Source organism: Pseudodesulfovibrio sp. 7M6 (genome assembly GCF_050058625.1).
Classification (GTDB): Bacteria; Desulfobacterota; Desulfovibrionia; order Desulfovibrionales; family Desulfovibrionaceae; genus Pseudodesulfovibrio; species Pseudodesulfovibrio salinus.
In genome coordinates this window covers 173,382-190,034 of sequence record NZ_CP188816.1, presented here as the reverse complement: position 1 = coordinate 190,034, position 16,653 = coordinate 173,382, and the positions used below count along the sequence as shown (strand labels likewise).

Genomic DNA, 16,653 nt, shown 5'->3' with positions numbered 1-16,653 from the left:
ATTAATGGACCTGCTCCAGATCCTGGGCCAGCCGCAGACCATTGGACCGCTCTGGCTTACCCTTGAAACTCTTGCGGTAGCCGGAACGCTCCATTTGGTCTGCGGCGTCTTTTTGGCGTATTATCTGACGTCGGGTACCAGTCCCCTGCGCTCGGCAACGGATTTTGCGGTCACGCTTCCACTGGTCTTCCCTCCCATAGCCACCGGGTTCCTCCTTTTGATGGTGCTAGGCCGGGCCGGACCAGTGGGGAGCGTGCTTCCCTTCAATATCGTCTTCAGTTTTCCGGGCGTGGTCCTGGCTTCATTCGTCTCCGGGCTGCCGCTCATGGTCAAACCGGTGGAAGCGGCCCTGCGCGGCGACGTGCAGCGTCTGGCCGAGGTATCGAGCGTACTCGGGAAAAACCGCTGGCAGACCTTCTGGCGTGTGCTGCTGCCCAACATCCGGCGCAACGTGCTGGCAGGCTGGTTCCTGGCCCTGGGGCGCTCCCTGGGCGAGGTGGGCATCACCCTGATGCTCGGCGGCAACATCATCGGCAAGACAAACACCCTGTCCCTTGAAATCTACAACGCCGTCTTCAGCGGTGAGTTCGACCGAGCTCTCGTGCTGTCCGCCATCATCGGCATTTTTTCCCTGGGCATATTCCTTGCCCTGAAGCGGCTTTCGGCAGTATGAGAGGAGTCATCATGTCAAGCACACTCGAAACCGTACGCCAAAAGGCCCATGCCATCTGGCAAGGAAAGGGCATACTCGGCGAATCCATTACCGTCACCGCAGGCCCCCTGACCGTGGAACAAGCCATCGGCAACCCCGAAGGCACGGACTTCCCCATCCAGAAAGGGAAGGAAAAGCTGATGGACGCTGTCTTTCGCGGCCAGCACGGGCAGGCCTTCACCGACCACTACGGCAACTTTGCCGGAACGCTCAGCCAGGTGATCGGCCTTCCCTTTGACAACAATTTCAACCGCGCCGTGTTCGTGGCCACGCTCAATGCCGTGTGCCGCGCCACCGATCAGGCCGGGGGCACCATCCACTGCAAGGATACCGGTCCCAAGGAATGCAGCAAGGGCATCGTGGATTACATCCACAGCCACTACAAGGCCGAACGCATAGCCATGATCGGGTTCCAGCCCGCCCTGGCCGAGGCGCTGAACGGCTCCATGAATCTTCGGCTGGTGGATCTGGACCCGGACAATGTGGGCCAGACCAAACGGGGCGTATTCATTGAGGGTGGTGAAGCCACGGATGAGGTGGTCGCCTGGGGCGACATGCTCCTGGTCACCGGCACCACCCTGGCCAATGACTCCATCGGCATGTTCCTGACAGACAAGCCCGTACTCTTCTACGGCACCACCATCTCCGGCGCCGCATCCCTCATGGGCTGGGACCGCTACTGTCCGAAGTCGGCCTAATCTCTAGCGACAAAACAATTAAAGAAAGATTCCCGTCCGGCCAGACCAGACGGGAATCTTTTTTTACTGAAATCCCCCCCCCGCGAAGCGGCACCAAAAAGTTTTGGAGATTCTCAAGAACCTTTTCCCAAAAGGTTCTTGAGCCGCCGGAGGCATCCTACTGATACAGAATCGGCCCCAGGAGCGGGAGCACTTCCATTGCGGGAAGCCCGGTGCCGACCAGCCTGAAACCGCCCTCACCTGGATTGATAACCGTGCAGGAAACGTGGCCCGGCTTGAAATGAAACAGGTCGTCCAGGGAATGCCCAGTCAGGCGGCAAAGGATGGAACGGATGACTCCCGCATGGGTAACGGCCAGCACGGGCCGACGCCCTTCGGCCATGCGCCCGAGAGCGGCCATGGCCCTGTCCGCCACATCGGCAAAGGACTCACCGGACGGCGGCCGAAAGGATGCGAAGCAGCGCCCCCGTTCGGCATAGGCATGTGGGAATTGCTCCTTTATCCGCGCAAAGGACAACCCGTCCCATGATCCCATGTTGATTTCATTGAGTTCGGCAACGATCTCCGGGACAAAACGCAGCCGCTCGACCAGCGGATACAACGTGGCCACGGCCCTCCGCGCCGGACTGGAACACAGCCGCCAAAACCCGGCATCCACGAGAATTCCCGCGACCGCAGCAGCCTGCTCCCGCCCCTCGGGCGAAAGAGCCAGATCCGTACGCCCGATGCAACGCCCCTCCCCGCCTTCGGTCTCGGCATGGCGCATGAGCACGATCATTCCAGCACCTCCCGGGCAAGGGCCTCGGCGGATACGCCCATTTCATGGTCAAAGCGGGAGAGCATGGATGTTGCCCGGTGCAGACGGCCGGTAATGGCCTGCCGGGCGTCTGGCTCATGGCCGAACAGCTCGATTTTTTCCACGTACCGCGCTTCCAGCGGAATGAAGGATTCGCCCTTGACCAGTTTGTCGGCCAGAAAAACCACGGCCTTTTCGTTGATAGGCTCGTCCGGGCCGAGTTGCATGTCGAAATGATCCAGGGCAACCTCGGCCGCAAAGGGAAATCCGTTGTCCAGCAGCCGCTCCGACCCGACTTTTTCGTGATTCCGGCCACCCTTGCCGATATCGTGGGTCAGGGCCGCGCCCCGTACCTTGGCTAGGTCCAGCAGGGCCGCTCCCCCGCGTTGATTGAGCCGTTCGCAAAACGCAGCCCCCACGCGGGCCACGGCCCGGCAATGGACCTCGACCTTACGGGGCAGACCATACATGGCAAAAAGCTGATCGCACTCCGCGTCCGTAGGATAGCCCAAATCCAGAACGGACAAACCCAGTTCATAGTCCGCCGGGGTATCCAGATCATGCACGGTGCCGAAATCCGCCACATCCAGATCCATGGCTTCGGCCTCGTGTCGTTCCAGCACACGCCGCAGCCCCCCCGAACCGTCATGGGCCAGAATCTCCGGAATGAGGGCACGGCTGAGGATCGGCGGATGCCCTCGCTCGCCCAGAAAACGAGGATAGAGTATGGACGGATATTCCTTGGCGTAATGATACGCCAGCCGGGTTACGGTTTCGGGCCGGACCAGCGGGATATCCACCGGAAGCATGAAAAAGGCATCGATGTCCTCCGGCAGGGCGGCTACTCCGGCCAGCACGGAGGAGAACATCCCCTGCTCGAAGTCCGGATTGTGAACCGGCAGGGCCCCGGCCAGCCGCGCGGCTTCGGCCACTTCCTCGCCCCGCTTGCCCGTAACCACGATGACCGGGCCAGCGCCGACGGAGCGCAGGCAACGGACGCAACGGGAAAGCACGGTCCCGTCGCCCAGAGGGAGCAGCGGCTTGAACCGCACCATGCGCGAGGACAACCCCGCCGCAGGGACAACGGCCGCCAGTCGCATCACTTGCCCCCCGACCGCTCCTGAATCAACTCGGCCGCGATGCTCACCGCAATCTCCTCCGGCGTCTGCGCGCCGATGGTCAGGCCGATGGGGCAGTGGCAGCGGTCGATGTCCGCCTGGGTATAGCCGTCGGCCAGAAGGGATTCATAGATTTTATCGCGCTTGCTCTTGCTGCCGATCATGCCCACGTATCCGGCGGGAGTTCGCAGGGCCTGGGCCAGTACGGTGCGGTCATGCAGGTGCCCGCGGGTGACGATGACGATAAAGGCGTCCTCGCCCACGTCCTGCCCGGCAAAACAGTCCTTGAAATTTTCCAGCACCACCACATCGTCCGCTTCCGGGAAACGGTCGCGGTTGGCAAAGTCGTCACGGTCGTCAAGCACCACGGTGCGGAAGCCGACCATAGCCCCGACTTTGGCCGTGAACAGGGAGACGTGCCCTGCCCCGAAGATGAAGAGCGGCGCTGGCGGGATCATGGGTTCCGCAAGACGCATCCCCTCTTCGTCGCGCAAGAAGGACGGCGTGCGGCTCTCCTGCGGACCGGTGGTGATGACGTGGTTCACAGCGCGCATATCGTCGCCGTTGCCTTGGATGCGGGTGTTCAGGGCAGAGTGAACGCCGCGCCGCATCAGGGAATCCACCTTGGACAGGGCCAGGGCGCAGGGGCCGCCCGGCTCCACCACCTCCAGCAGCACGGTCAGACCGCCGCCGCAGATCATGTCGGAATTGGCAGCCAGCTCGGATGTCATATCAACAAAGGAAAGGCGGGCTACGCCGTCCTCTTCCTCGCCATCCAGCAGGGCACGGGCATCGCGGCAGGCCTCGGCCTCCACCAGACCGCCGCCCACGGTTCCCAGAATGGAACCGTCCGCGCGCACCGCCATCTTCGCGCCCGAGGAACGGGGCGTGGAGCCGGAGCTCTCCACCACTGTGGCCAGAACAAAGGATTCGCCGTCTTCAAGAAGTCCGCAAAGGGACCGGATCAGGGATTTCATCTATCATTTCTCCACGCCGTTTCGGATGTACCGCTTGCCCAGCCCCGGCACGGCCGGTACAAGCTCTCCCCCAAAAATCAGATCCAGCGCCATATTCCCTGAGGTAAGAGAGTGCCTCACCGAAGGCACGGTTTCAAGGGCGGACCGGACTTTTTCCTCCAATCTGCTGCCCAGGCCGCAGTAGCGGACGGACAGCTTGCCATTATCAAGTGCGGCGGCAAAGTCGCCAAGCCCGTCCACCGCGTAAAGCGCTTCGTTCAACTCCTCCAGGATCACCCCGTCCGCATCGACGCAGGCCCTGCGCACATGCGGGTCCAGCCGCCTGAGCGGACTGCCGCACCAGCACTCGCCGGGTATCAACCGGCCCAGATCGCCCGTGCGGTATCGGATGAAGGGCATCCCCATGCGCAGCGGGGTGGTCAGCACCAATTCGCCGACCTCGCCGTCCGGCAGCAGGGCGCCTGTCACCGGATGCACGACCTCCAGGTAGATATCCGCCTCGCGCAGATGCAGTCCCGAACCGGGCGAACACTCCACCCCGCCGCCCAGGCAGGTCTCGATCATGCCCCAGTGGCGAAAGACCTCGCAGCCAAGCGCCCGCTCGCAGTTGTGCACCACGGCATCGGGGATGGAATCCCAGCAGAGCAGGACAGCGCGCGGAGACCAGCCGGAAAAGGACCGCGACGCAGCGGCCATGGCCAGCAGGTTGACGTGCGCGGGTGAGCCGATGATGCAGCAGACATCCTCTTCCAGACAATGATACAGGGCCTGCTCCGCGTCGTGCATCACGCCGTGGGCCACGGCCCTGACCCCGAACCGCTTCAGGGCCTCGCCCAGCAAACGGGCCACACCGCCGGGCCGGTCGTCCGGCATCAACACCATGACGGTCTTGCCGGGCGTCACCATCCGGGACATGCCCCAAGAAAAAAAGTCCGTCGTGGCCTCCAGGTCCTCGGCGGTATGGAAGATGCGCTTTGGCTCGCCCGTGGTGCCGGAGCTGGTCAGGGTGACGACACGCGCGATCTCGTCCTGGGACACGCAGAGCAGTTGCTCCGGCGCACGCCCCACATCTTCAGGCATGAGGAATGGCAGTTTGGCGAAATCTTCGAAGGAATGGATGGCCGTCGGGTCCGCATCGGCCAGATGACGGGCGTAAAACGGGCTGTTCGCCTTGGCGTGTGCAACGATCCGGGCAAGGTGATCGCGCTGCCACGACCGCAATTCCTTATCGGAGACAGGGGACTTGTCGTCACGGCCCATGCGCCGGGCCAAACATCTATCAAGCCATGGCGGCATCGCACTTGCCCCTGTAAATGGTTTCCCCGTTCATGGATGTCAAGTTGTAGGCGCAAAACGGAATCAGCCTGCCGTCCGGCGATACCTCGTGGATGCAGCACCCCTTGAGCCGTTCCAGGTCCAGGGTCCAGCAGTCCTGAAAGGCCATGGCCGAGACGGCCAGCGTGTGGGTGGCGGCCCTGGCGAGAAAGGCGTCGAGTTCGTCCTGCGGGGCCATGGGCAGCACCCGGGCCAGATCCGGTGCGGCCCACTGCCGTTTGACAAAGGCCTTGGACTTGTCCGCGCCCTCGGATGCGGGACGGGCTTTGTCCGGCGTGCATCCGCAGCCGCTCCGCTCTCCCAGCCGGTGCAGCTGCCCATCCTCTCCCACCACATAGTTGGCATGGAAGGAACAATGGGAATGCTCGCAACCGGGCGGAGAAAAATGCGAAAGCTGCATTTCCCCACCCGTCTGATCGACCAGTTCGCGCATGATGTCCGGCAGGGTGATTCGCGCCGCATCGCCCGGCGGTTCCGGGTACCGGCCGAAATAGCTCACGGGCTGGAAATGGACACCCCGCACGGCCGGAGAACGTTCCGCAGCCAGACGGACGATAGCCCCGAGGTCATGATCGTTCACTCCGGGCATGACCGTGGGCACCAGTACAATGCCGATCCCAGCCACGGCCAGATTATCCAGCGCCGCCAGCTTTTCACTCAGCAACGGCCTGCCGCGCAGACGCGAATAAACAGCATCGCCGGTCCCGTCGAACTGGAGAAAAACCGAGTCCAGACCGGCTTCGGCCAGAACCTCGGCGTAGCCCGGCTCCCGCCCGATGCGCAACCCGTTGGTATTGAGCTGGACAAAGGGAAAGCCCTTGTCCTTCACCATGCGGATCAACCCCGGCAGGTCGTCCCGCACCGTGGGTTCGCCACCGGAAAGCTGAATATTACAGTAGCCGGACGCCGCTTCAACGCGGCCCACCAGCCGGGAAAGGTCATCCACCGAAGGGTCGGGCGGCGCACTGTTTCCGGACGAGGCGAAGCAGACCGGGCAGCCCAGATCGCAACGCCAAGTGACCTCGATGAGCGCGGTGCAGGTGTGCTGGCGGTGGGCGTCGCACAGACCGCAGTCCAGCGGACACCCCTGGTCCACACTGGTATAGGGATGCCGGGGCTGCGAGGGGATCTTGGTCCTCGCCCATTTATAAAAATCCGGTTCACCCCGCCAGACGATGGTGCGAAACTCGCCATGCTCCGGGCACTGCTTGACCAGAAATGTCTCTTTGCCCAAAGTCTCATGCCAGGCCGGAATGGGGGTCAGGCATACCGGACAGACCGAACGGGGGCTTTTACTCACTATTCCTCCCGGCCTTCGGCAGGATCAAGACCGTTTTCCACCAGAATCTCGCGCAACCGTCCGTTGGCCGAGGCCACCAGATTGCCGCAACGCTCTTTATGAGGCTGGCCGCATTCCCCCTCCAGAATATCGCCGCAGGAGATGCCGCCAAAGGGACTTGTAGCCTCGACAAACCAGTCGCGATAGGTCTCCAACATCAGGGGAAGCGTATCCAAGGCAGCCTCGCCGTCCACGCCATGCCCGGCATACATCCCGAGCACCAGCGCCCCGCCCGTGAGCACCCCGCAGTGACCGGAGCAGTCGCCCATGCCCATGCAAAGTCCTGAAGCCGCACGCACCAGATCCGGGTTTTCCCGCCCCATTTCATCCAGGGCGAGCATGACCATCATCTGGGTGCAGCAGTACCCTCTGCCCGACAGTTCCATCAGCTTCAGGCCGGTGTCATCCAGCACGGTTTTCTCCTCTTTTTCGAGCAATCAACAGATAATATCCCAACCCGCGCCCGCACGCGGCCGCAGGTTCTCCCGCCAGAATAAGCCGGGCGGCCAGATCGCGCAAATACCGGTCGTGATCTTCCACCAGCACCACGTCAAAACCATGCTCCGCCACCAGCTCCAACGTGTCGGCCACAGGCACGGCCCGATCGGCGCAGGACGCGCCTCCCGTTACCGTAGACGCAGCGGTGCCGCATCCGCATCGGCCTCCCTCCCTCTGGCACAGGTCCGTCAGAACCAGATAACCGGAGGAAGCGAGCACCCGGCCGAACTCCGCCAGCCCGGCAGCGGGATTCGGCAGCAGGGAAAGGACGCATTCGCAAAACACGGCTTGAAATACATTGGACCGAAACGGCAGGACATCCCCCTGCCCCCGTATCAGATGGGCCGGGCCGAAAGCCCGCTCCACCTGCACACAAGATGGCTCCACGCCCCAGGCATCCGCGCCGTACCGGGCGCGCAGCCGGGCCACGGTGGCCCCAAGGCCGCTGCCCACATCCAGCACCCGAACGCCCGGCGTCAGCCCGATGAATTCGGCGGCCCGATCGGTCAGTTCAAAACCGCCCGGCCGCAGGGTGTCCCCGGCCGCATGGCGCAGGCCGGGCCGCTCCCAAAGCGGAGCAGTGACCGCTTCCACGCTATTTGTCCTCCAGCAGTTGCTCCACCTGATGCATCTTGCCCATGGCCACTTCCTCGGGAATAAGCACGTAGCCACAGGTGGGACAGGTCGGCAGCGCCACGTTGAACAGAGAGTCCAGATACTCCAGTTCCGTCGGTTTCAGGACCATGGATTCGCCGCAGGCCGCGCAGGTCCATCCGGCTCCATCCACATTCGGCAATTGAATCAGGCTCACGGCTGGCCTCCCTTGATGCGCATACGGTGGCTCCAGGCATTGTACACCAGATAGCCATCCTCCGCCGGTTCATATTCGACCCAATAGGTTACCACGGCCGGACGGAACGAGGCCACACGATGGCCATTCTCCTCGCGGATGAGGTGCTTGCCCGACCCTTCGGCCTGGAGCAGCACCTTTTGCACGTCGGTCACCAGAATGCGCCGCGTCTCCATCACCTGCTCCGCTGCGTCGGTAAAGACTACCCGCACGTTCTCGTACGGTTCCGCCGCATGATCGGCAGCCTCGCCCCAGACCTCGCGCAGCAGTTGCTCCCGGAGCCGGACGCGGTTTTCCCGCCGCTCCGAATAACCGGGCGCGGCTCTGCCGGCCGGGTCCTCGGCGCGGGGATAGAGCAAATCATAGAGGTGCAGGGCGCGTCCTCCGGCACGGGCCATCATATCCCGGCACATGACGCAATAGGTCACCCAGTCCCGATCCATGGAGGCGGCGCGTTCCCGGGCAACGGTCAGCCCCAGTTCCGGGTTGGCCTCGGAAAGCAACCCGCCAAAACCGCAACAGGGCGTGGTCTCACCGGTGAAGTGAGGTTCGGCCGCATCAACGGACAGTTCATCCAGCAGGTTGCGCACATCGTCACGCAAGGCCGGAGCGTGCCGGGCCGCGCAGGGGTCGTTGATCGCCAGAGATTTGTTCCCGGCCGCACCCTCCGGCAACCCCAGCGAACGGAGCACCGACCAGTGGGAGACTATCTCCGCGCCGGGCAGAGACTCGGCCAGCTGCTTCATACAGGTCGGGCAGGCGGCGATGATCCGGGGAGAGCCGAGTTCTTCCCAACGGGCGCGCAGCTCATCGGCTGATTCCTCCACCATGGCATCGCGCCCGGCCCACTGCGCCGGAGCGCCGCAGCACTGGAGCATCAGCCCCACATCGCCCAGCCTGGCGCGCAGGTCGGCATAGGCCGCCGTCACCCCTTCCGGGTCGGAGGCGGTGAGCTGGCAGCCGGGGAAAAAGACATAGGAAGAAACGCCTGTTCCCGGTGCATGACGAGTCAGCACACAGCGGTCACCATCGGCAAAGGCCATGTCCCTCAGGGCGAACTCATGGGCCGAAGGCGGCATGTATCCATGGGAAACCAGGGAACGCCGGGCTGACAGACAAAGGTCCGCCATGGAAAAGTCCTCGGGACAGACCACCTCGCACTGACCGCAGAGCATACACGAGTTGATCATCTTGTTGGCCGTGCGCGTACCCATGACAATGGATTCGTTGTTGTAGATCTGGCGGGCGTATACCTTGGGATAGCCCTTGAAATGACGCAGATAGGTGCACCCCTTAAGGCACTCCAGACACTCACACAGCAGGCAGCGGGCCGCCTCGGTCCAGGCCGTGGCCTCATCCGGACAGTCGCCGTCAAAGGCTGGCGGCGTATCGGCAACGCCCTCCAGGCTGGTGAAGAGCCGAGAGGCGTAAGGACCTTCCTTCTCGCGCAAGGTAACCAAGGAAACGCCCTGAATGTAACGGTCCATCGAGTTGGCCGCACGACGGGCCGCCGCCGCTCGGAACACCGCCGAGGGCTCGCCATGCGGAGACACAAACAGTCCGGCCCGCTGCGTGCCCAGGGTGAGCGGGTCAGGCTGTCCGCACGTATCGAAAATTTCCGGGAAGGCATCGCCGTCCGCAAAGACCGCGTCCTTCGCCTCCAGCTCGGCATCAAGCAGAACCATGGTCGGAGCTGCCGCGGATTCAATGACCACGCCAAGCTGCTTCAGGCTCTCAATCTCCCGTTCCAGCACGTCCTGAGGAAGCGTGGATGCCGACAAATTCCGCAACGGCCCGCCAATGTCTTCACAGTACAGGGTAACGTCAAATCCGCGCCGGGCCAGTTCCCAGGCCGCGCACAGTCCGGCCAGATGCCCGCCGAGCACGGCCACGGACTTATGGCGGGCTGGCAGGGGGCGGGGCGGGGCAATCGGTTTGGCCACTGAGGCACAGTACCGTTCCAGGCCGTCCACCTGCACGGCGCCACCGGCATCCTTACGCACGCAGGCCGACTTACACGGGCCATCGCACAGCCGGGCCAGCACGCCGGGCAGGGGCATGATCTTGGCCAGAACGGCCCATGCCTTGTCCGTCCGCTGCTCGGCCATAAGCTTGCAGAACGTTCTTGCATCAACGTGAAGAGGACAGGCTGCGGCACATCGGACTGTTTCCTCCTGAATGCACTTGGCCTCCCACACCCTGAGTTCTTTCTGTTCCATGAGCCTTCCGCCGTTTGAAATGAAAGTGGCGGCCCTGGCCGAAGCCGGGGCCGCCACCGGGTTACATTACTATATTACAGTGCCTTGAGTCCGGCCAGTACCTTTTCGGGATAGGCGGGCAGCTCGCGGATACGAACGCCGCAGGCATTGTAGATGGCGTTGATGATCGCCGGATGCGGTCCGCAGAGCGGGATCTCGCCGGTACCGGAAGCGCCGAAGGGACCTGCGGGACGCGGAGTCTCAACGTAGATCAACTCGATATCGTCAGGGATCTTCTTGATGGAGGGAAGACCCGCGCCAACCATGTTGGAGTGCTTCTTGATATCCTCGTAGTCCTCGTAGAGGGCCAAGCCGATACCCTGGGCGATACCACCGTAGAGCTGGCCATCAACAAGCAGGAAGTTGTTCACCTTGCCCACGTCGGCCACCATGGTCATCTTCTCGACCGTGGTCTTGCCGGTGGCGAGTTCCACGGCCACCTCGGCCATGAACACGCCGTACATGTAGCAGGAGAACGGGCTACCCTGGCTGTTCTCGTCGCAGTCGCTGGCCGGAGCCGTCCACTTGCCGAAGTAGCGCAGTTCCTTACCATCGGCGACCATTTCATCATAGGTACGGAACCCGCCGCCAGGCTTGCGCATGGCGTCCACGAGCTGGTCACAGGCGTTCTTGGTGGCCTGGCCGACCATAACCTGAGAGCGGCTGCCGCCCGCAGGACCAGCGTTCGGTGCACGGCTGGTATCCCCGATGTCCAGATGAATCTGTTCCGGGGTCAGGCCCAGAGGACGCAGGGCTTCGTGAGCGGTACCGAGAGTACCCATGTCGGCGCCCTGGCCGTGGTCACCCCAGCAGGAGAAGATCGTCACGGTGCCATCGGCGTTCAGGACGATATCCGCCTCGGCGGTGTCCGGTCCGTCCAGACCAGCGCCGTAAACGGCAACGGCCACGCCCACACCGCGTTTCACTTCGGCAGTGGAGTTTTCGGCGGCCTTTTTCTTGGCAGCGTCATACTTGGGCTGCAATTTCTCGATCATCTCGGGCAGGGAGTAGACCTCGGGGTCCTGACCAGTCGGGGTGGTGGAACCCGGGCGGTACACATTCTTGTACCGCAGCTCCAGGGGGTCCATACCCAGCTTTTCAGCCAGTTCGTCCATCAGGACTTCAGAGGGGAACTCCGCCTCGGGTCCGCCGTAGCCACGGAAAGCAGCGCCCCAGCAGTGGTTGGTGGCGACACAACGGCCTCCGCCGCGAATGGCGGGGATGTTGTAACCGGCGCCGATGAACTGCGAACCGCGCAGTGTCAGCAGGTCGCCGAACTCGGAGTACGGGCCGTGGTCCACAGTCCAGTCGGTCTCCATTCCGAGCAACTGGCCGTCCTTGGAGGCAGCCATGCGCACGGTGGTGAACTGGGGCGAACGCTTACCGGTGTAGGTCTGCTGCTGGTGCCAGTTGTAGTTGAGGTACACCGGACGGTTGGTGGCCAGACAGGCCACGCCCAGCAGGGCTTCCATGGTCGGCGAGAACTTGTAGCCGAAGGTACCGCCGGTGGGGTTCTGAACCATGACCATGTTATCGGGCTCCACACCAATACCGGGAGCGATCATGAACATGTGCAGGTGCAGACCGATGGACTTGGAGTGAATGACCAGCTTGCCATCATCATTGGTATAGGCGAATCCTACATCCGGCTCGATGGGCATGTGCGGCTGACGCTGGGTGTAGTAGGAACCCTCGGCGATGACGTCAGCTTTTTCGAAGATGGGTTTGGTGTCCGGGCCCTTGGCGATCTTCGGGGTGTAGTAGATGTTGGGGGTGCCGGGGTGGATTTCGATGGCATCCTCGGCCATGGCCGCGGGAGCGCTCATGTATTCCGGCAGCTGTTCCAGCTCGACCTTGACCAGCTTGGCGCCCTCTTTGGCGGCCTCGGGGGTCTCGGCGCAAACGATGGCAATAGCGTCACCGTACTGGAAGACCTTTTCGTCGCACAGGATGGGACGGTCCCAACCATCACCCTTGTTGGCCGGGAAGGTGATCAGACCGGTAATGCGGTTCTTGCCCTTGACATCCTTGTGGGTAACGACCTTGACGACACCAGGAACGGCCTCGGCCTCGGTCACGTCGATGGACTTGACGAGAGCGTGGGAAACCTCGGCCTGCACCAGCTCGCAGTGCAGGGTGCCGGCGGGCAGCTTCAGGCCCATATCGGCGCCGAAATCCCAAGTACCGGTAACTTTGGCAACGGCGTTCGGGCGGGGGTACTTGGTGCCCCAAATACGGCCGTCTTCGGGAATCTTGAAGAGCAGATCGTCTTCAGTCTTCTCGCCGCGCATGACCTCGGCGGCGGCCATGACGGCGTCCACCAGGGGCTTGTAGCCGGTGCAGCGGCAAAGATTGCGGTTCTTTTCAAACCAGTCGCGGACCTCCTCGCGGGTCGGCTTCAGGTTTTCCTTCAGCAAAGCATATGTAGAGACAATAAAACCGGGAGTGCAGAAACCGCACTGGGCTCCACCGTAGGCGATCCATGCCTGCTGGATGGGATGCAGCTTGCCGGGCATGCCGATGCCTTCCAGAGTCAGGATTTCGGTGTAGTCATCAACCTTCTTCATCTTGGTCCGGCAGGACCGGGTAAGCTTGCCATTCTGGATGATGGTGCAGCTACCGCACACACCGGAATCGCAGCCGATCTTGACGCTGGTCAGGCCGAGATTTTCTCTCAGCACGTTGGCCAGGGACTCGTCTGCCTTGCAGACCACCTGCCTGGTTACTCCATTTACTTGGAGTGTCTTTTTGATCATGACAGTATTCCTCCTTGATCTTGTACCGTCTTGCTCATTTCGAATTTCTTATCGAAATTCCCACACCTGTTGTTATTTCCCGAAGGGGCATACTGGATAGCGACATACGTCGCAGGTTGCGCAGAACCCACCATGCCCCAAAGCAACGATATCCTCGCGGGTTACTTTCTCCCCGGCCAGCAAACGGGGCACCACCAGATCAAACACCGACGCGCGAAAGTACATGACGCAGCCCGGCAGCCCGAGAATGGGCACACCGTTCAAATTCGCGTACAGGAACATTACGCCGGGAAAGGTGGGAGACCCGTAGGTGATGACGTCGGCCCCCGTGGCCCTGATGGCCGTCGGGGTTTGGTCGTCCGGATCGACGGACATGCCCCCCGTGACCACTACCATCTCCGCGCCTTCGGCAATGAAGGCGAGGATGGCATCCCTGGTCATGGCGGGATCATCCGATGTCAGCCGCTGGTCCATGACCGTGGAACCGAGCTGGGAAAACTTCTTGCGGATAACAGGACCGAACTTGTCCTTGATGCGGCCGGTAAAGACTTCGCTTCCAGTGGTCACCACACCGACCTTATGATGCAGGAAAGGCCGCACGCCGACCACATAGGGGTACTCGGCGCAGATAGCCTCCACCTGCTCGATCTTGGCTTCGTCGATGACCAGCGGCACCACGCGAGTGCCCGCCACGGCGCGCTTCTCGGTGACCTGCTGTCCGTTATGCATTGTGGAAAGCACCACTTCCTCGATGGAATTGATGCGATTGAGGGCCTCGACGTTGATGTCGAGCAGGCCGGGCGAAGCCTGAAAATTGATGCGCCCTTCACAGACCGACGTCAGGGTGATGCCGGGACCTGCAGCGGCCTTGGCTATGCGTTCGGCCGCTTCATTTTCATGGATTTTTCCCTTCTCCAGGTTGAGCACGTAGACATGCTCTTTACCTATTTCGAGAAGGGTTGGAATGTCTTCCTCCTGGATGACGTGGCCTTTGCGAAAGGCAGGGCCCTTGTACTCGCCGGGAACGATGCGGGTCATGTCATGGCACAATACCATACCAACCGCATCTTGTACGGGAACGGTTTTCACTAGATTACCCCACTTGAGATATAGTCTCCGAAGCAACCCGCCCGGCCGTCCGGGACCGTCTCCATACCGCGCCGCACTTCCCATTTCCGGAAATGCCCACTGTCGAGTTCGGTTTTGGTCCACTGCCGTCTCTCCCCGAGAGAGCCGCTTCGTTCCAACGACATTTATTATGCCGACTTATACACAATGTACTCCTGCTCAACTACTCAGTCAACCGCCTTGAACAATTTTGCCTGCGCCGCCGAACCCCCTGCAAAAAGAGTATTTATTTCTTTTTAAAAAATGACCGGTCGTACACTGTCCGACCAGCTTGGCTATATAGCCATTCGCAGGACGCGCAACCTTTCCCCTGCCGCGAAGACAGTCCTTATTGAACAAACGTTTGACTAACAAACATTGTTGACATAAAGGACAGAGTCGCCGGGCCTTCCGGCAAAGAGAAAGGACGTTGGGATGGAAAACAAAAAAAATAAAAATCTCAGCCGCAAGGCACAAGGAGAAGAGACGCGGGCTACGCTGCTCGCAGTCGGATCACGCCTGTTCGCCCAAAGGGGATACGATGGCGTCTCCATGCGTACCTTGGCGAATGAGGCGGGCGTCAATCTGGCGACCGTAAGCTACCACTTCGGCGGGAAGTCCGGCCTTTACCAAGCCATCCTGCAACGCATCATCACGTATCGGGACGACATATTTCCCAAAATCGATGACATCAGAGAGCGGCTCGCAGTGGCGGGAAGCAGCATCCCGGGCAAATGCCAGGTGCTGGACTGGTTCATCGACCAGCTTGTCCGAAATCTGCTCGGCAACAGCAATATGACCTGGGCAGCCTTCCTGGTCTCAAGAGAACTGGCTCAGCCGTCCGAGTGGTTCGAGGAACTGGCAAACGATTTCTTCGCTCCGTCGCTGGACGTCCTGTGCACCATGGCCGCCGGGACCCTCCCGGAAGGAAGTTCACGCGAGGATATCATCCTCACGGCCCATGCCATAATCAGCATCATTCTCAAACTACTGGAAGGGCAAGCACTCATTCCGCGCCGTCTGGGCTGGGAAAATTACGCCAGCAACATGGACACCCTCTCCGAAATCATCCGCAAACGCATCAGGGGGCTACTCGGGCTGCCCATGGAGGATGCATAATGAACCGGCTCCTTTGCCTCGCGCTTTTGTTCGCGCTCCTGTTAACCGCTGCCTGTAGCGGCGACCCTGCCCCTGTGGCCGAATCAATCCGGCCAGTCAAAACCATGACCGTGCGCAACTTCGATCAGGGCAGGCAATGGACCTTTTCCGGAACCGTCGAGGACGCGCTGGCCACTCCCTTATCCTTTCGCGTAGGCGGCAAAATCATCGAATTCCCCGGCGACCAGATCGGACGTAAATTCGGCAAGGGCCAGACCATCGCCCGCCTCGACCCATCGGACTACGAACTGGAGCTGCGGCAGGCCAAGGCCAACCTGGAGCAGATCCGCGCCAACTACACGCGCGCGAAAGCGGATATGAAGCGCAATGCCGAGCTGTTCCGACGGAGCGTCATTTCACGTGGGGAGATGGATCAGATCGAGGCGGACTTCAAGTCCTACGAGGCCCAGCTGCACGCCTCGGCCAAGCAGCTGGAGATAGCCCGCAAACACCTCTCCTACACAACCTTGACGGCGCCCTTTGACGGCTGGATCGGCAAGGTCATGGCCAACCAGCACCAGAACGTGTCCTCGGGTGAAGCCGTTGTCACGTTCAACGCGGGTCGGGACATGAAGATGTATATTGCCGTGCCGGACATGTATATCGCCCAGGTTCATGAAGGCGACAAGGTCGAGGTGGAATTCGACGCCCTGCCCGGCCAGACCATGACCGGCAAGGTCGACGAGGTCAGCGTGGACTCCGTCACAGGCTCCACTTATCCGATCAAGGTATACCTGCCCAATAAGGAGAGGCTATTGCGCTCAGGCATGTCCGGCCACGTCAAGTTTCTTGGCAAGGACGGCCAGGTCAACTATTTCGTGCCTCCGGCCGCTGTGCTGGGCGAACCCGACGGCACACGGCATATATGGATTGTGGACCCGACCACCAACACGGTGCACAGCCGCGCGGTGAAGCTTGGCCACCTCTCGCCCACGGGCATTGAGATAGCCGAGGGCGTCAAGCCGGGCGACATCGTGGTCATCCGCGGGGCCAGCCGTCTTACGGAAGGACGCAAGGTCCGCCTCATCAAGCAGGACGTGGGGGACTAGCC

At 61.7% G+C, this 16,653-nt stretch carries 15 protein-coding genes; 4 read left to right on the top strand and 11 right to left on the bottom strand.

All coding sequences use genetic code 11. From position 1 onward, the window contains the following. Positions 1-4: 4 nt before the first annotated feature. Both ACI0FG_RS00825 and ACI0FG_RS00820 read left to right on the top strand, forming a co-directional pair. Complete coding sequence (locus tag ACI0FG_RS00825) at positions 5-673, top strand: molybdate ABC transporter permease subunit (RefSeq protein ID WP_419786660.1); 669 nt, start codon at positions 5-7, stop codon at positions 671-673. 11 nt (positions 674-684) lie between these two features. Beyond that, positions 685-1,410: a Rossmann-like domain-containing protein gene (locus ACI0FG_RS00820; RefSeq protein WP_419786659.1), complete on the top strand. Its 726-nt coding sequence runs from the start codon at positions 685-687 to the stop codon at positions 1,408-1,410. A 157-nt stretch (positions 1,411-1,567) separates the two neighbouring features. On the opposite strand, the gene ACI0FG_RS00815 is transcribed toward ACI0FG_RS00820, so the two are convergent. The 11 genes from ACI0FG_RS00815 to ACI0FG_RS00765 all read right to left on the bottom strand — a co-directional run bounded on the left by ACI0FG_RS00815 (position 1,568) and on the right by ACI0FG_RS00765 (position 14,426). Further along, entirely contained in the window at positions 1,568-2,188 is a 621-nt protein-coding gene (locus ACI0FG_RS00815; protein WP_419786658.1) for a histidine phosphatase family protein, read from the bottom strand. After that, positions 2,185-3,306, bottom strand: coding sequence for a DVU_1551 family NTP transferase (locus ACI0FG_RS00810; RefSeq protein ID WP_419786657.1), 1,122 nt, complete (start codon positions 3,304-3,306; stop codon positions 2,185-2,187). Before ACI0FG_RS00810 ends, ACI0FG_RS00815 begins: the two co-directional genes overlap by 4 nt. Beyond that, complete coding sequence (locus ACI0FG_RS00805) at positions 3,306-4,301, bottom strand: XdhC family protein (RefSeq protein WP_419786656.1); 996 nt, start codon at positions 4,299-4,301, stop codon at positions 3,306-3,308. The genes ACI0FG_RS00810 and ACI0FG_RS00805 overlap by 1 nt, the downstream gene beginning before the upstream one ends. Before the next feature lie 3 nt (positions 4,302-4,304). Next, a complete protein-coding gene (locus tag ACI0FG_RS00800; RefSeq protein ID WP_419786655.1) occupies positions 4,305-5,597 on the bottom strand; it encodes a DVU_1553 family AMP-dependent CoA ligase in 1,293 nt (430 codons plus the stop codon). Beyond that, positions 5,581-6,936 carry a radical SAM (seleno)protein TrsS gene (gene trsS / locus ACI0FG_RS00795; RefSeq protein WP_419786654.1) on the bottom strand — a complete coding sequence of 452 codons (1,356 nt, stop codon included), beginning with the start codon at positions 6,934-6,936 and terminating at the stop codon, positions 5,581-5,583. Before trsS ends, ACI0FG_RS00800 begins: the two co-directional genes overlap by 17 nt. Further along, positions 6,936-7,388 (bottom strand): DVU_1555 family C-GCAxxG-C-C protein, encoded by a 453-nt coding sequence (locus ACI0FG_RS00790; protein ID WP_419786653.1) that lies wholly within the window; start codon positions 7,386-7,388, stop codon positions 6,936-6,938. The genes trsS and ACI0FG_RS00790 overlap by 1 nt, the downstream gene beginning before the upstream one ends. Then, positions 7,378-8,067 carry a DVU_1556 family methyltransferase gene (gene trsM, locus ACI0FG_RS00785; protein ID WP_419786652.1) on the bottom strand — a complete coding sequence of 230 codons (690 nt, stop codon included), beginning with the start codon at positions 8,065-8,067 and terminating at the stop codon, positions 7,378-7,380. The genes ACI0FG_RS00790 and trsM overlap by 11 nt, the downstream gene beginning before the upstream one ends. Before the next feature lies 1 nt (position 8,068). After that, entirely contained in the window at positions 8,069-8,284 is a 216-nt protein-coding gene (locus ACI0FG_RS00780) for a DVU_1557 family redox protein (RefSeq protein WP_419786651.1), read from the bottom strand. Further along, positions 8,281-10,542 carry a pyridine nucleotide-disulfide oxidoreductase/dicluster-binding protein gene (locus ACI0FG_RS00775; protein WP_419786650.1) on the bottom strand — a complete coding sequence of 754 codons (2,262 nt, stop codon included), beginning with the start codon at positions 10,540-10,542 and terminating at the stop codon, positions 8,281-8,283. The genes ACI0FG_RS00780 and ACI0FG_RS00775 overlap by 4 nt, the downstream gene beginning before the upstream one ends. A gap of 74 nt (positions 10,543-10,616) precedes the next feature. Next, positions 10,617-13,337 carry a molybdopterin-dependent aldehyde oxidoreductase gene (locus ACI0FG_RS00770; protein WP_419786649.1) on the bottom strand — a complete coding sequence of 907 codons (2,721 nt, stop codon included), beginning with the start codon at positions 13,335-13,337 and terminating at the stop codon, positions 10,617-10,619. Positions 13,338-13,409: 72 nt separating this feature from the next. Continuing rightward, the gene (locus tag ACI0FG_RS00765; RefSeq protein WP_419786648.1) at positions 13,410-14,426 is read right to left on the bottom strand and encodes a molybdopterin-binding protein; all 1,017 of its coding nucleotides are present in this window, start codon (positions 14,424-14,426) and stop codon (positions 13,410-13,412) included. Between the two features lie 453 nt (positions 14,427-14,879). Between ACI0FG_RS00765 and ACI0FG_RS00760 the strand changes: the two genes are divergently transcribed. Beyond that, positions 14,880-15,563 (top strand): TetR/AcrR family transcriptional regulator, encoded by a 684-nt coding sequence (locus ACI0FG_RS00760; RefSeq protein WP_419786647.1) that lies wholly within the window; start codon positions 14,880-14,882, stop codon positions 15,561-15,563. Next, on the top strand, positions 15,563-16,651 hold the full coding sequence (locus ACI0FG_RS00755) for an efflux RND transporter periplasmic adaptor subunit (protein ID WP_419786646.1): 1,089 nt from the start codon (positions 15,563-15,565) through the stop codon (positions 16,649-16,651). The genes ACI0FG_RS00760 and ACI0FG_RS00755 overlap by 1 nt, the downstream gene beginning before the upstream one ends. Positions 16,652-16,653: the final 2 nt, after the last annotated feature.

Coding starts and splice junctions, on each gene's coding strand:
- ACI0FG_RS00810 (WP_419786657.1), bottom strand. CDS start 3,306: ATGCGACTGGCGGCCGTTGTCCCTGCGGCGGGGTTGTCCTCGCGCATG.
- ACI0FG_RS00800 (WP_419786655.1), bottom strand. CDS start 5,597: ATGCCGCCATGGCTTGATAGATGTTTGGCCCGGCGCATGGGCCGTGAC.
- ACI0FG_RS00815 (WP_419786658.1), bottom strand. CDS start 2,188: ATGATCGTGCTCATGCGCCATGCCGAGACCGAAGGCGGGGAGGGGCGT.
- ACI0FG_RS00755 (WP_419786646.1), top strand. CDS start 15,563: ATGAACCGGCTCCTTTGCCTCGCGCTTTTGTTCGCGCTCCTGTTAACC.
- ACI0FG_RS00760 (WP_419786647.1), top strand. CDS start 14,880: ATGGAAAACAAAAAAAATAAAAATCTCAGCCGCAAGGCACAAGGAGAA.
- ACI0FG_RS00770 (WP_419786649.1), bottom strand. CDS start 13,337: ATGATCAAAAAGACACTCCAAGTAAATGGAGTAACCAGGCAGGTGGTC.
- ACI0FG_RS00820 (WP_419786659.1), top strand. CDS start 685: ATGTCAAGCACACTCGAAACCGTACGCCAAAAGGCCCATGCCATCTGG.
- ACI0FG_RS00775 (WP_419786650.1), bottom strand. CDS start 10,542: ATGGAACAGAAAGAACTCAGGGTGTGGGAGGCCAAGTGCATTCAGGAG.
- ACI0FG_RS00825 (WP_419786660.1), top strand. CDS start 5: ATGGACCTGCTCCAGATCCTGGGCCAGCCGCAGACCATTGGACCGCTC.
- ACI0FG_RS00805 (WP_419786656.1), bottom strand. CDS start 4,301: ATGAAATCCCTGATCCGGTCCCTTTGCGGACTTCTTGAAGACGGCGAA.